Below are 12,574 nucleotides of genomic sequence, written 5' to 3'. Positions count from 1 at the left end.
GCCGTTTCCGACGGGTTGCACCCGCCCCACAAGGCTCGGCCTGCTTCACGAACGGTCAGACCAGAACGGCCAGGCTGGTGTATTTGGCGACTGCCGGATCTGCAGTCAGGAGCCGCATGGGCTCGGTAATCGCTGTCGCCACCAGAATCCGGTCGAACGGGTCGCGGTGGTGATGGTCGAGTTCGCGAACGGCCATGGCATGCTCGACGGCGACGGGAAGCTCGATGAATCCGCTTTCCCGGCAATGGTCGCGAATCGCGTCGAGATCGACCTCCAGCCTGCCGAGGCCGATCTTGATGGCAAGCTCCCAGAAGGTTGCGGCGCTGGTGTATATCTCGCTGGCCTCCTCGATCAAGCGTCTGGCCTTGTGGGAAAGCCTCGGATCGTCGGCAAGCGCCCATAGCAGGATGTGCGTATCCAGCAGCACCCTCATGAATGCCCCTCGAAGGCCTCCACGACCTCATCGGGCAATGGCGCATCGAAGTCGTCCGGAATCACCAGCTTACCCTTCATCGCCCCGATTCGCTTGCCGGAAGGTTTTCCAGCCGGCACCAGCCGGGCGAGCGCGCGGCCATGCTTGGCAATGGTTATCACCCGGCCGGCGGCAGCCTCGTCGACCAGCTTGGAAAGATTGTTCTTGGCTTCGCCAAGCGGAACCGTGGTCATGTCGATGCCTCCAGTCATTTTTGGCCAAATCTAGCCAAAATCAGGCGAGATGACAAACACCGTTCGGTAAGGCGGGTGAAACCCGCCGAAAATGGCAAAAACCCACCTCGAAACGGCGGGTTTCACCCGCCCTCCCCCTCCGCAACCGACCCATCGTTCCCGACACCGGCCCAATCGGCAGGATAGACGCCTTGCCTCGCCCACCGGTGAAAGCTGGACCAGGGCCAGTCCACGACCCGCTCGACCAGCCCGTGCTTCAGCGGATTGCCGTGCAGGTAGTCGAGATCCCGGCGAAAGTCGTGCTCGTCGCGAATCAGGTGTTCCCAGAAGCGGTGCTGCCAGAGCGTGCCGCATTGCTTCGCGGTACGCCGCCCGGTCAGATAGTTGGAACGGCCATGGGCAGACCCGCAGGTGCGGGTGACATGCCGCTTGATCAGCCGCCAGCGTGCGGAGAAATCGGCATCGCCCTCGGGCAGAGTCCAGATGGCGTGCAGATGATCCGGCAGCAGCACCCAGCCGTCGATGCGAAACGGCAGCGTTTCCCGCACGAGCACGATGGCCTCGCGCAAGGCCAGGCGAACATCCGCATGGGTCAGGATCGGTTGAGGCCGCTCGGTGACCACCGTGAAGAAGTAGGTGCCACCGGGAACACGGGCGCGGCGATAACGCGACATGACAACATCCTTGTTGTGCGGACAATACGGGCAGCGGATTAACGGCGGGTGAAACGCGGCATCGTCCAATGTCGGCCTGCCAGGATATCGGCAACGAGAAAACCAAAACGCAAACGCCCCGCACAAAGGCAGAGCGTTCGTAGGGCGGGAGAAACCCGCCCTACAAGGCTGCCAAGGCATTGGGCTGCCTTGCTACGAATGCTCCGGCACGAAATCCGACATCCGCTGCGTTTGCGGGTCGAAGCAGATCGAACCGCTCCGGTAGGAAGACTCGATATCCACCCGAAAGCAACCGCCCTCTGCCTCCCAGACGGCGCCATGGAGGATCTTTTCCAGGACCTGGCGGTCGGTCGTCAGCTCGCGGTACAGGTCTATGCGCTGCTGGAGTGGCGTCTCGCCGTTAAGCAAAGCCCTGGTGTGCTGAGCCAGAAACTCCGCCTGACTTTCGGGCACTTCGACATAGAAATATCGGGGCATCCAGCCCGACAGGCGCTCCAGTTCGCCTTCCGCGACATTCAGCTGGAGATAGTCCTCCCGATTGAGCACATGGAAGGTGTCAAACACCTGCACCACTGCCAGGGGACGAACCTTGAGCACCTGCCAGAAACCGCCCCCCAAGGCGAGCACCTGTACCAAGGCGATCAACGACAGGTCCCTGACCAGCTCCCCCCGTGGCTTCATCGGATTGAACACGATCAAGGTCAGGCAGGGACCGAGCACCAAGTCGACCGCAACGACGATTTGCAGCCCCTCCCAACCGCCTGCAGCCTGGAACAAGCCACCAGGAAATAGCCAGAACAGAGCAGTGAACGCCAGCAAGGCAAGGATCGCCAGACTGATCAGAAGGTGCAGCACACTGGCACTCCAGCGACTCAACGGCTTTCTCATCAACATCCCAAGAACTCCAGAGAATCCGAAAATCCACAACCCACAAAGCAGAAGACCCCTTGCAATCAAGGGGTCTTCTGCTTATTCAAGAGCGGCCGCTCAGGACACCTGGAGCACCCTAGGCTGCCGCTTCTCGCTTAGCGGCACTCGCTCGGCGCGAACTGGGACGGCAGACTACCGGGGGTCAGAGCATCCAAACCACGGCCGCCTGCAACAGCGTTGGCATCGGAAGCGCAACCCCAATCGATGGAACCGGTCACACCGGCGGTGAAGCTGGTGGCCAGCTGGGTGGGGGTAGCAGCAGCACCCATCACGTAGGGGGTGTAAACCAGGGTGGAACCAGCCGGGATACTACCTACGTTGGCTTCGTTGAAGGTGACAGTGATTTCGCCAGTGGCGTCATCAATCTGCACAGAAGTCACGTACTTACTGGTCAGACCAACACCACCAGCCTGAGCATTGAAGGAAGTAGCGGTTGCTGCCAGCTCACCTGCAGTGGTGGCGCTTTCGCCGATCAGCTGCTTGGCACTGGAAGCCAGGCCCACACCCTCAGTCACGCGGGCACGGATGGTGTAATCCTGATAAGCCGGCAGGGCAACGGCGGCCAGAATACCGATGATCGCAACCACGATCATCAGTTCAATCAGGGTAAAACCTTTTTGCAGTTGAGCTTTCATCAAACATCTCCTTGAAGTGGTCAGGCTTTCTTTCTGGCCTGCCAGAACCAGTGCAGGCGATATGCCAGCCACTCATGGAGTCAACCTGAGAAAGTTTGTCTTCAGCGCTCTTTTCAACCCTTAAAGAACAGCTGCAAGCCCCATCATTGCTGGGCCTCCTTGTACCTTCCGCATATACGGACAACTCCACAGCAACTTCGCAAGATCAAGAATGCATCACAAAATCCGATATAGCCGTGCGACAAAGCGCCCGAGCCTTCAAGCCCATCCACTTTTCCAAATGACAACTCTGCATCAAAGCACCAACCGCAAACCCGCCAGTTCCTGACACTTTTTGTCACCCACTTTTCTGCGTTTGGCAGAGGCGGGCAACTGGGTTATAAGGCGGACCATTGTTGCCATGGCATATAGCCTGCATTGGTCGAGAGCTTTTCCTTATCTTCTCCGCTTTAAAAAACCTCCTTGATTCCCAGCTCTATCTCCTAGGAAAAATAAGATGGCTGGTGAAATGCACTAGCAGCGCCCTGCCCCACTCATTACATAGAGAGTTGCCCACTCGATGAACAGCGATATTTCCCTCCCCGGCCTGGCACGGCAGATGGTGCTGGCCGGGCTGATCGACGAGAAGACCGCCCAGCAGGCCCAGCAGCAGGCGCAGCGCAACCAGACCCCGCTGGTCACCTGGCTGGTGCAGAACAAGCTGGTCAAGAGCCGGGCGCTGGCGGAGCTGGCCGCCGAGCAGTTCGGCATCGCCCTATTCGACCTCAAGACGCTGGACCGGGAGAGCCAGCCCCGGGATCTGCTCAGCGAAAAGCTGATCCGCCAGCACCGCGCCCTGCCGCTGTGGCGGCGCGGCAACCGGCTGTTCGTGGCGATTTCCGACCCGACCAACCACGAGGCGATCCGCGAAATCCGCTTCGGCACCGGCTTGAACACTGAGGCCATCCTTGTCGAGGACGACCGCCTGGGCGAGGCCATCGAGAAATATTTCGAGGGCGCCGGCACCGGCCTGGACGACCTGGCCGACGCCGATCTGGACGGACTCGACGTCGAGGCGGGCGGCCAGAAGGAAGACGAGGCCGACCCGAGCGGCGGCGCCGAGGACGCGCCGGTGGTGCGCTTCATCAACAAGATGCTGCTGGATGCGATCCGCCGCGGCTCCTCGGACCTGCACTTCGAACCCTACGAGAAGAGCTACCGGGTGCGCTTCCGTACCGATGGCATCCTGCATGAGGCGGCCCGGCCGCCGATCCAGCTGGCGCCGAAGATCGCCGCACGCCTGAAGGTGATGGCCGGGCTGGACATCTCCGAGCGGCGCAAGCCGCAGGACGGCCGGATCAAGATGAAGCTGTCGAAGACCAAGGCCATCGACTTCCGAGTCAACACCCTGCCGACCCTGTGGGGCGAAAAGACGGTGATGCGGATTCTCGACCCGTCCAGCGCGCAGATGGGCATCGACGCCCTCGGTTACGAGGAGGCGCAGAAGGAACTCTACCTGGCGGCGCTGAGCCAGCCGCAGGGGATGATTCTGGTGACCGGCCCGACCGGCTCGGGCAAGACGGTGTCCCTGTACACCGGCCTGAACATCCTCAACACCCCGGAGGTGAACATCTCCACCGCCGAAGACCCGGTGGAGATCAACCTGGAGGGTATCAACCAGGTCAACGTCAATCCGCGCCAGGGCATGGACTTCTCCCAGGCGCTGCGCGCCTTCCTGCGCCAGGACCCGGACATCATCATGGTCGGCGAGATCCGCGACCTAGAAACCGCCGAGATCGCCATCAAGGCCGCACAGACCGGGCACATGGTGATGTCCACCCTGCACACCAACAGCGCCGCGGAAACCCTGACCCGCTTGCGCAACATGGGCGTGCCCTCCTTCAATATCGCCACCTCGGTGAACCTGATCATCGCCCAGCGCCTGGCGCGCAAGCTGTGCGCCTGCAAGAAGGCGGTGGACATTCCCCGCGAGGCGCTGCTCGAGGAGGGCTTTCCGGAGGCGCGCATCGGCACCTTCAAGCTCTACGCCCCGGTCGGTTGCGAGAACTGCAACGGCGGCTACAAGGGCCGGGTCGGCATTTATGAAGTGGTTAAAAACACCCCGGCCCTGCAGCGCATTATCATGGAGGACGGCAACTCCATCGAAATCGCCCGGCAGATGCGCGCCGACGGCTTCAACGACCTGCGCACATCCGCCCTGCTGAAAGCCATGCAGGGCGTCACCAGCCTGGAAGAAGTCAACCGCGTCACCAAGGACTAGCGCGGTGCATGGAATGCCCGATTTGTAGGGGGATGAAACCCGCCAAACACGGCAAAGGCCCCACGCCAAAAATCGGCGGGTTTCACCCGCTCTACGCGAAGCGGTTCGCAAGTCCAGATAATTCGATGGCAGGCCCAGCATGGCTGGTACATGGAATGCCCGATTTGTAGGGCGGGTGAAACCCGTCAAGCACGACAAAGGCCTCACGCCAAAAATCGGCGGGTTTCACCCGTCCTATGCGAAGCGGTTCGCAAACCCAGATAATTCGATGGCAGACCCAACATGGCGGAAAAAGCGTTAAAGACCAGTTTGTTCACCTGGGAGGGCACCGACCGGCGCGGCGCCAAGGTCAAGGGCGAGCTGAGCGGACAGAATCCGGCGCTGGTCAAGGCGCAGCTGCGCAAGCAGGGCATCAACCCGACCAAGGTGCGCAAGAAGGCCGCCTCGCTGTTCGGCGCCGGCAAGAAGATCAAGCCGATGGACATCGCCCTGTTCACCCGGCAGATGGCGACCATGATGAAGGCCGGCGTGCCGCTGCTCCAGGCCTTCGACATCATCAGAGAGGGCTTCGACAACCCGAACATGCGCACGCTGGTGGACGAGGTGAAGCAGGGGGTGGCGGCCGGCAACAGCTTCGCCAGCGCCCTGCGCAAGAAGCCGCAGTACTTCGACGACCTCTACTGCAACCTGGTGGACTCCGGCGAGCAATCCGGCGCCCTGGAAAACCTGCTTGACCGGGTCGCCACCTACAAGGAAAAGACCGAGGCGCTGAAGGCCAAGATCAAGAAGGCGATGAACTACCCCATTGCGGTGATCGTGGTGGCGATCATCGTCTCGGCGATCCTGCTGATCAAGGTGGTGCCACAGTTCGAGTCGGTGTTCGCCAATTTCGGCGCCGAGCTGCCGGCCTTCACCCGCATGGTCATCCGCATGTCGGAGGTCATGCAGGCATACTGGTTCTACGGGCTGTTGGGGCTATTCGCCATAGCCTTCACCCTCAAGCAAGCGCACCAGCGCTCGGAGAAGTTCCGCAACTGGACGGACCGCACCCTGCTCAAGCTGCCGATCGTCGGCGAGATCCTCTACAAGTCGGCGGTGGCCCGTTTCGCCCGCACTTTGGCCACCACCTTCGCCGCCGGCGTGCCGCTGGTCGAGGCGCTGGACTCGGTGGCCGGCGCCACCGGCAACGTGGTGTTCCGCACCGCCACCGAGAAGGTCAAGGCCGACGTCACCACCGGCATGCAGCTGAACTTCTCCATGCGCACCACCGGCACCTTCCCGACCATGGCGATCCAGATGACCGCCATCGGCGAGGAGTCCGGCGCGCTCGACGAGATGCTCGACAAGGTGGCGAGCTTCTATGAAGCCGAGGTGGACAACATGGTGGACGGTCTGACCAGCCTGATGGAGCCATTGATCATGTCTGTGCTCGGCGTGCTGGTCGGCGGCCTGATCATCGCCATGTACCTGCCGATCTTCCAGCTGGGGGCGGTGGTCTGAGCATGTCCATTCACGATCTTCTGGCCGGTCCCGGGCCGGCCTTCGCTTTCTGGGCGGGACTGCTGGGCCTGGTGGTCGGCAGCTTTCTCAACGTGGTGATCCATCGCCTGCCGAAGATGATGCTGCGCGACTGGCAGGCGCAGGCGCGGGAAGTGCTGGAACTGCCCGGCGAAGCGCCGGGTGAACCCTTCAACCTGCTGCTGCCCCATTCCCACTGCCCGCATTGCGGGCACGAAATCCGCCCCTGGGAGAACATCCCGCTGCTCGGCTGGCTGGCCCTGCGCGGCCGCTGCTCGGCCTGCAAGGCGCCGATCGGTGCGCGCTATCCGCTGGTGGAGCTGGCCTGCGGGCTGCTCTCTGCCTATATCGCCTGGCATTACGGCTTCGGCTGGCAGGCCGGCGCCATGCTGCTGCTCGGCTGGGGCCTCTTGGTCATGAGCCTGATCGACTACGATCATCAGCTGCTGCCGGACTCGCTGGTGCTACCGCTGCTCTGGCTGGGGCTGATCCTCAACAACTTCGGGCTGTTCGTTTCCCTGGAGGACGCCCTGTGGGGCGCGGTGGCCGGCTATCTCAGCCTGTGGTCGGTGTACTGGCTGTTCAAGCTGCTCACCGGCAAGGAAGGCATGGGCTACGGCGACTTCAAGCTGCTGGCGATGCTCGGCGCCTGGGGCGGCTGGCAGATCCTGCCGCTGACCATCCTGCTCTCCTCGCTGGTCGGCGCCGTGCTGGGAATCGTCATCCTGCGCCTGCGCAAGGCTGAAAGCGGCACGCCGATCCCCTTCGGCCCCTTCCTCGCCCTCGCCGGCTGGATCACCCTGCTCTGGGGCGAGCGGATCACCGGCAGCTATCTGCAGTTCGCCGGTTTGTAGGGCGGGCACAGCCCGCCGTTGCGGATCGGCCCCTTGCGCAGGGCGGCGGGTTGCCCCCGCCCTGCGCAAGGGGCCCCATTGCCCGCAAGCCATTGCATATCCGCCGGCAAAGCGGTATCTACACGGCACTTCGGCGTTGAGGGCTGTCATGAAACCCTGGATTCTCGGTCTGACCGGCGGCATCGGCAGCGGCAAGAGCGCCGCTGCCCAGCATTTCAGAGCGCTCGGCGTGCACCTAGTGGACGCCGACGACGCGGCGCGCTGGGTGGTCGAGCCCGGCCGCCCGGTATTGGCGGAGATCGCCGCGCATTTCGGCGTGGAAGTCCTCCAGCCCGACGGACGCCTGGACCGCGCCGCGCTGCGCGCCCGGGTGTTCGAGAACGCCGAGGAGCGTCGCTGGCTGGAGCGGCTGCTGCATCCGCTGATCCGCCAGGAAATCCGCAGCTATCTCGAGTGCGCCAGCTCGCCCTATGCCATTCTGGTTTCCCCCCTGCTGGTGGAAACCGATCAGCACACGATGACCCAGCGCATCCTGGTCATCGATGTGCCCGAATCCCTGCAGCTCGAACGGGCCATGCAGCGCGACCAGGCCGACCGCAAGCAGGTCGAGGCGATCATCAAGGCCCAAGCCAGCCGCGAGGAGCGCCTGCGCCATGCCGACGACGTACTGGTGAACGACCGTGATCTGTCCTGGCTGCAGGGCGAGGTCGAGCGCCTGCACCGGTTCTATCTGACCCTGCGTGGAGGCCAGCCATGAAACAACCGTTGACAGTCACCTGCCCTACCTGCCGGGCGCCAGTCGAGTGGGGGCCGCAAAGCCCGCACCGGCCGTTCTGCAGCGAACGCTGCAAGCTGATCGACCTGGGTGCCTGGGCGGCCGAGGCGCATGCCATTCCCGGCGAAAATCTCGAGGATGAGCTGTTTTCCGGAGAGCTGCCGCCACGCGGGCATTGAAGTGCACAGAAGGAAAAAGATCAGCTCGGCTCGTCGTCCTTCCAGGGCGCCGCCAGGTAGCGGCTGCGGTTGAAGGTTTCCAGCCATTCCGGGCAGTACACTACCAGCCCGCTGACCACCGCGCCGTTGATGAACGCCTCGGGGAACATCACCAGCCACAGGTAGCCGAGGTAATCGAGCAGCCACGGCGGCATTTCGTAGCGACCATCCATCCACAGCACACCGAACCCCGCCAGCAGGCAGGCCAGGGCGCTCAGCGCAGCCGGAAAGAAGCCCGAGCAGAAGATGTAGACGAACAGGTTGCGCGGCTGCGCGCGCTCGACCAGGAGAGCGCAGCCTTCGGTGATCGAGACGGGAATGGCCACCAGCAGCAGGCCATTGACGCCCAGCGCCGCCAGGTCCTGACGCCCCAGAAGCAGCAGCCCGATCTGCGCGGCCAGGCCCGCGAGCATGGCCAGCGGCCAGTCGAGCAGCAGGGTCACCGCCGTCATGCCGATGAAGTGGAAGGACAGCCCGGAGACGAAATCGCGCCGCACCAGCCAGAGCAGAAATAGCGCAAGGACAGTGCCGAACAGCAGATGCTGGCGCCGGCTGTCGCTGAACAGCTCGAGCCAGGGCGCCCGCCAGGCGGCATAGAGCAGAAGTCCCAGATAGAAGCCGCTGCCGATCAGTTGGGTATCGGGCGCCAGCAGATCGGCGGCGATCACGGTGTCACCTGCTCGAGGGCCGCAGCCAAGGCACCGGCATCACCGAACTCGCGCCGGGCGCGCAGCTGCCCCTGCTCCAAATCGAGCCACAACACCTTGGCCGGATCGCCCGGATAACGAGAAGCGACCCGGGCATCGCGGTCGAGCAGCACACGATAGGGATAGTCACGCATCGCCGGAACGGCGAACAGACGGGCGATCAGCGAGGGCATGCGGCTGATATCGGCGACGAACACGACCCGGCGCGCCTCCAGGTAGCCCTGCGGTCGTGCCTTGAGTGCGCTCTCGACCAGCCGGGCGCCGTCCATGCTGCGCGCGACCAGCAGGATGCGGGTTTCCTCGCTCAGGCTGCAGGCCTGGTCATGCTGGTCCAGCAGGGTCCAGGGCGCGAGCCGCTCGCCCACCTCGAGTGCCTGAGCCCAGAACGGTGCCAGGCAAAGCACGATACCGGCGAAAAATCTCACTCGCTGCCCCTCCGCGTGGAATAGACCCGAATATCGCTGCGGCCCTCCCAGCCGGCCTGGGCTTCCCAGAAGGCCTGTGCCTGCGGAGCGTCCCGCAGGACGAAGACATGGGACTTGTCGACTCCCAGCTGCGCGAGCCTGGCCAGCGCCTCGCCCAGCAGCGCCCGGGCGAAGCCGCGGCCGCGACAGGGTTCGTCGACCGCCAGATGTTGCAGATAACCGCGCCGTCCATCATGGCCGACCAGCAGCGAAGCGACGATCCGGCCATCGAGCTCGACCAGCAGGCTCAGCCCGGGATTGCGCGCCAGATAGATGCAGAAGGGTTCGAAATCATCTTCGGCGCGCAGTTGCAGACCCGGCATGCGCCGCCACAACGCCAGCAAGGCCGGATGATCGGCAGGAGTGATGGAGCGAACGAACATGGGAAACTCCGGGGAGCGGGCGGCAGAGTCTACACCGCATGCTGTCCTGCCAGCACAAAGCAGGCTTGCGGGGCAAGTAGCCGTCCGGCCAGACGAACGGGCCCATCCGGATGCGCCTCCTGGAGGCTGGTCTTGAGGCCTCCCTTGAGCTTGGCGTCATTTTTGGAATGCGAACTTTCGCCACATTGAAAATTTTAGCCAAAAGACATCTTGCCAGCCGAGAGGCACAAGGAGTTATGATTCACATCAACAAAGCATGGGCTTTCCGGGTAGCCGGATTGCTCAGCGAACGATTTTTGCAGAATGCGAGTCCTGCATGGCAAGCCGCCTGAAACCCGAGGATCAGCAACGAGTCGACGAGTACCTGAGCGCCCCGCAGCATCAGGTGGAACGCCAGCCGTTCCGCCCCTGGCGCCTCGCACTGATCGTGCTGACCGTGGTCGTCTGCCTGGGCCTGCTGAGCCGTATTCTGGGTCGCCTGGTGCTATGAGCTGCCTTGCGCTCGCCCCGACGTCCCTGCTCTGCCTTTCCAACCTTTTCATTTCAACCTTGTGAGGCTCTAGCTATGACTCATCGCATCGTAATTGTAGGCGGCGGCGCCGGCGGCCTGGAACTTGCCACTCGCCTCGGCAAGACCATGGGCAGGAACTTCCAGGCGAAGATCACCCTGGTCGATGCCAACATGACCCACCTGTGGAAACCGCTGCTCCACGAAGTCGCCGCCGGCTCGCTGAACTCGACCGGCGACGAACTGAACTACGTGGCCCAGGCCAAGTGGAACAACTTCGAATTCCAGTTTGGCCGCATGTGCGGGCTGGATCGGGCCAACAAGCGCATCCGCCTGGCCGCCCAGCCGGCTCTGGAGGACCGCGCCCCGCTGCCCGAACGCGAACTGAGCTACGACACCCTGATCCTCTCCGTCGGCAGCACCACCAACGACTTCGGCACCCCGGGCGCCGCCGAGAACTGCATCTTCCTGGAAAGTCGCGAACAAGCCGAACGCTTCCGCCGCCTGCTGCTCAGCCATTACCTGCGCGCCCATGCCAGCGACGATGACGGCCATCAGGTGAATGTCGCCATCGTCGGCGCCGGCGCCACCGGGGTCGAACTGGCCGCCGAGCTGCGCCACGCTTCCGAAGAACTGGTCGCCTACGGACTGGAGCGCATTCCGCCGGAAAACCTCAGCATCACGCTGATCGAATCCAGCCCGCGCGTACTGGCCGCCCTGCCCGAACGCATCAGCCGCTCGGCACATGCCACCCTGGAAAGCCTCGGCGTTCGCGTCCATACCAGCACCGCCGTCAGCGAAGTCACCGCCAAAGGCCTGAACACCAAGGATGGTCAGTTCATCTCCGCCGATCTCATGGTCTGGGCGGCAGGCGTTCGCGCCCCCGCCTTCCTCAAGGAGCTGGACGGCCTGGAAACCAACCGCATCAACCAGCTGGTGGTGCGCCCGACCCTGCAGACCAGCCTCGACGACGACATCTTCGCCTTCGGCGACTGCGCCGCCTGCCCGCAGCCGGGCACCGACCGCACCGTGCCGCCGCGCGCCCAGGCAGCCCACCAGCAAGCCTCGCTGTTGGCCAAGTCGCTCTATCGCAAGCTTCAGGAAGACAAGCCCCTGCTGGAGTACCACTACAGCGATCACGGCTCGCTGATTTCGCTGTCGAGCTTCTCGGCGATCGGCAACCTGATGGGCAACCTGACCGGCACTGTAACCCTGGAGGGCTGGCTGGCCCGCAAGTTCTACATCTCGCTCTACCGGATGCACCAGATGGCGCTGTACGGCACCTTCCGCACCCTGATGATGATGGTGGGCGACCGCTTCCGCAGCAGCACCGAACCCCGCCTCAAGCTCCACTGATCCCCTCGCCCCGGCGCAGCGCCAGCCGCTCGCCGGGGCATCTTCACCGCCTCATTGCGACCGCCCGCACGGCAGAGCGCTGCTACGCCTTGCTGCGCAAACACGCCAAGCCCAATGTTCGAACACACCGAAACCCGCCACAGGGAAACCCCGGACGACTGGCGAAAAGATTGAACGCGCAGAATTACTGCAATGAACTATGAAAGAGTAGTTTTGACATGCACGGGTGTGCAAGGAGGGAAATGGTGGGTCGTGTAGGATTCGAACCTACGACCAATTGGTTAAAAGCCAACTGCTCTACCGACTGAGCTAACGACCCAAACACATGAAGAGATGGTCGGGGTAGAGAGATTCGAACTCCCGACATCCTGCTCCCAAAGCAGGCGCGCTACCGGACTGCGCTATACCCCGTCTGAAAGCTGGCTCCGCGACCTGGACTCGAACCAGGGACCCAATGATTAACAGTCATTTGCTCTACCGACTGAGCTATCGCGGAACTTTCATCACTTCTACCTACAACAGATCAAGGAATACCGTCTCCGTTGCAGTGGCGCGCATTTTACGGCTCACGGCGCCCCTGTCAACCCTTGAAAATGCTTTTTGTGGCAATCACTTATTTTCTTCGC

Annotated in this window: 15 protein-coding genes and 3 tRNA genes; 7 read left to right on the top strand and 11 right to left on the bottom strand. The window is 63.0% G+C overall.

Features of this window, described 5'->3' with window-relative positions; genetic code table 11:
• Window positions 1–55: 55 nt before the first annotated feature.
• The 5 genes from EV691_RS04710 to EV691_RS04690 all read right to left on the bottom strand — a co-directional run bounded on the left by EV691_RS04710 (window position 56) and on the right by EV691_RS04690 (window position 2,905).
• The gene (locus EV691_RS04710) at window positions 56–433 is read right to left on the bottom strand and encodes a type II toxin-antitoxin system VapC family toxin (protein WP_131300086.1); all 378 of its coding nucleotides are present in this window, start codon (window positions 431–433) and stop codon (window positions 56–58) included.
• Window positions 430–666 (bottom strand): type II toxin-antitoxin system Phd/YefM family antitoxin, encoded by a 237-nt coding sequence (locus EV691_RS04705; protein ID WP_131300083.1) that lies wholly within the window; start codon window positions 664–666, stop codon window positions 430–432. The genes EV691_RS04710 and EV691_RS04705 overlap by 4 nt, the downstream gene beginning before the upstream one ends.
• Window positions 667–788: 122 nt before the next feature.
• Window positions 789–1,340: an REP-associated tyrosine transposase gene (locus tag EV691_RS04700; RefSeq protein ID WP_131300080.1), complete on the bottom strand. Its 552-nt coding sequence runs from the start codon at window positions 1,338–1,340 to the stop codon at window positions 789–791.
• A 192-nt stretch (window positions 1,341–1,532) separates the two neighbouring features.
• Window positions 1,533–2,195, bottom strand: a complete 663-nt coding sequence (locus EV691_RS04695) for a hypothetical protein (RefSeq protein ID WP_131300078.1) — start codon at window positions 2,193–2,195, stop codon at window positions 1,533–1,535.
• Between the two features lie 170 nt (window positions 2,196–2,365).
• Window positions 2,366–2,905 (bottom strand): pilin, encoded by a 540-nt coding sequence (locus tag EV691_RS04690; protein WP_131300075.1) that lies wholly within the window; start codon window positions 2,903–2,905, stop codon window positions 2,366–2,368.
• Window positions 2,906–3,464: 559 nt separating this feature from the next.
• Between EV691_RS04690 and pilB the strand changes: the two genes are divergently transcribed.
• From pilB to yacG, 5 genes are all read left to right on the top strand, one after another.
• Entirely contained in the window at window positions 3,465–5,165 is a 1,701-nt protein-coding gene (pilB, locus tag EV691_RS04685; protein ID WP_131300074.1) for a type IV-A pilus assembly ATPase PilB, read from the top strand.
• A gap of 282 nt (window positions 5,166–5,447) precedes the next feature.
• Window positions 5,448–6,665 (top strand): type II secretion system F family protein, encoded by a 1,218-nt coding sequence (locus tag EV691_RS04680; protein WP_131300072.1) that lies wholly within the window; start codon window positions 5,448–5,450, stop codon window positions 6,663–6,665.
• A gap of 2 nt (window positions 6,666–6,667) precedes the next feature.
• Window positions 6,668–7,537, top strand: coding sequence for a prepilin peptidase (locus EV691_RS04675; RefSeq protein ID WP_131300071.1), 870 nt, complete (start codon window positions 6,668–6,670; stop codon window positions 7,535–7,537).
• A 148-nt stretch (window positions 7,538–7,685) separates the two neighbouring features.
• Window positions 7,686–8,294 carry a dephospho-CoA kinase gene (gene coaE / locus EV691_RS04670; protein ID WP_131300069.1) on the top strand — a complete coding sequence of 203 codons (609 nt, stop codon included), beginning with the start codon at window positions 7,686–7,688 and terminating at the stop codon, window positions 8,292–8,294.
• Window positions 8,291–8,491, top strand: coding sequence for a DNA gyrase inhibitor YacG (gene yacG / locus EV691_RS04665; protein ID WP_131300067.1), 201 nt, complete (start codon window positions 8,291–8,293; stop codon window positions 8,489–8,491). The genes coaE and yacG overlap by 4 nt, the downstream gene beginning before the upstream one ends.
• A 20-nt stretch (window positions 8,492–8,511) precedes the next feature.
• On the opposite strand, the gene EV691_RS04660 is transcribed toward yacG, so the two are convergent.
• Genes EV691_RS04660 through EV691_RS04650 form a run of 3 tightly spaced genes read right to left on the bottom strand, consistent with a single transcriptional unit; the run spans window position 8,512 to window position 10,084 of the window.
• Complete coding sequence (locus EV691_RS04660; protein ID WP_089167356.1) at window positions 8,512–9,198, bottom strand: energy-coupling factor ABC transporter permease; 687 nt, start codon at window positions 9,196–9,198, stop codon at window positions 8,512–8,514.
• Window positions 9,195–9,662: an FAD/FMN-containing dehydrogenase gene (locus EV691_RS04655; RefSeq protein ID WP_131300066.1), complete on the bottom strand. Its 468-nt coding sequence runs from the start codon at window positions 9,660–9,662 to the stop codon at window positions 9,195–9,197. The genes EV691_RS04660 and EV691_RS04655 overlap by 4 nt, the downstream gene beginning before the upstream one ends.
• Entirely contained in the window at window positions 9,659–10,084 is a 426-nt protein-coding gene (locus EV691_RS04650) for a GNAT family N-acetyltransferase (protein WP_131300064.1), read from the bottom strand. Before EV691_RS04650 ends, EV691_RS04655 begins: the two co-directional genes overlap by 4 nt.
• Window positions 10,085–10,400: 316 nt before the next feature.
• Between EV691_RS04650 and EV691_RS04645 the strand changes: the two genes are divergently transcribed.
• Complete coding sequence (locus EV691_RS04645; RefSeq protein ID WP_039805690.1) at window positions 10,401–10,574, top strand: DUF3094 family protein; 174 nt, start codon at window positions 10,401–10,403, stop codon at window positions 10,572–10,574.
• Between the two features lie 75 nt (window positions 10,575–10,649).
• Window positions 10,650–11,948: an NAD(P)/FAD-dependent oxidoreductase gene (locus EV691_RS04640; protein WP_131300062.1), complete on the top strand. Its 1,299-nt coding sequence runs from the start codon at window positions 10,650–10,652 to the stop codon at window positions 11,946–11,948.
• Window positions 11,949–12,191: 243 nt separating this feature from the next.
• Here EV691_RS04640 and EV691_RS04635 read toward each other — a convergent pair.
• From EV691_RS04635 to EV691_RS04625, 3 genes are all read right to left on the bottom strand, one after another.
• Window positions 12,192–12,267 (bottom strand) — tRNA-Lys (locus EV691_RS04635).
• Between the two features lie 15 nt (window positions 12,268–12,282).
• A tRNA-Pro gene (locus EV691_RS04630) sits at window positions 12,283–12,359 on the bottom strand.
• Between the two features lie 9 nt (window positions 12,360–12,368).
• Window positions 12,369–12,444, bottom strand: a tRNA-Asn gene (locus tag EV691_RS04625).
• Window positions 12,445–12,574: the final 130 nt, after the last annotated feature.

This window comes from Azotobacter chroococcum (genome assembly GCF_004339665.1).
Lineage (GTDB): Bacteria > Pseudomonadota > Gammaproteobacteria > Pseudomonadales > Pseudomonadaceae > Azotobacter > Azotobacter chroococcum.
The sequence above is the reverse complement of the archived record's forward strand: the minus strand, read 5'-3'. Positions and strand labels throughout refer to the sequence as shown.

Excerpts from the sequence above, each read along its gene's own strand:
- EV691_RS04710 (WP_131300086.1), bottom strand. The coding sequence starts at position 433 with ATGAGGGTGCTGCTGGATACGCACATCCTGCTATGGGCGCTTGCCGAC.
- EV691_RS04705 (WP_131300083.1), bottom strand. The coding sequence starts at position 666 with ATGACCACGGTTCCGCTTGGCGAAGCCAAGAACAATCTTTCCAAGCTG.
- EV691_RS04700 (WP_131300080.1), bottom strand. The coding sequence starts at position 1,340 with ATGTCGCGTTATCGCCGCGCCCGTGTTCCCGGTGGCACCTACTTCTTC.
- EV691_RS04690 (WP_131300075.1), bottom strand. The coding sequence starts at position 2,905 with ATGAAAGCTCAACTGCAAAAAGGTTTTACCCTGATTGAACTGATGATC.
- pilB (WP_131300074.1), top strand. The coding sequence starts at position 3,465 with ATGAACAGCGATATTTCCCTCCCCGGCCTGGCACGGCAGATGGTGCTG.
- EV691_RS04680 (WP_131300072.1), top strand. The coding sequence starts at position 5,448 with ATGGCGGAAAAAGCGTTAAAGACCAGTTTGTTCACCTGGGAGGGCACC.
- EV691_RS04675 (WP_131300071.1), top strand. The coding sequence starts at position 6,668 with ATGTCCATTCACGATCTTCTGGCCGGTCCCGGGCCGGCCTTCGCTTTC.
- coaE (WP_131300069.1), top strand. The coding sequence starts at position 7,686 with ATGAAACCCTGGATTCTCGGTCTGACCGGCGGCATCGGCAGCGGCAAG.
- yacG (WP_131300067.1), top strand. The coding sequence starts at position 8,291 with ATGAAACAACCGTTGACAGTCACCTGCCCTACCTGCCGGGCGCCAGTC.
- EV691_RS04650 (WP_131300064.1), bottom strand. The coding sequence starts at position 10,084 with ATGTTCGTTCGCTCCATCACTCCTGCCGATCATCCGGCCTTGCTGGCG.
- EV691_RS04645 (WP_039805690.1), top strand. The coding sequence starts at position 10,401 with ATGGCAAGCCGCCTGAAACCCGAGGATCAGCAACGAGTCGACGAGTAC.
- EV691_RS04640 (WP_131300062.1), top strand. The coding sequence starts at position 10,650 with ATGACTCATCGCATCGTAATTGTAGGCGGCGGCGCCGGCGGCCTGGAA.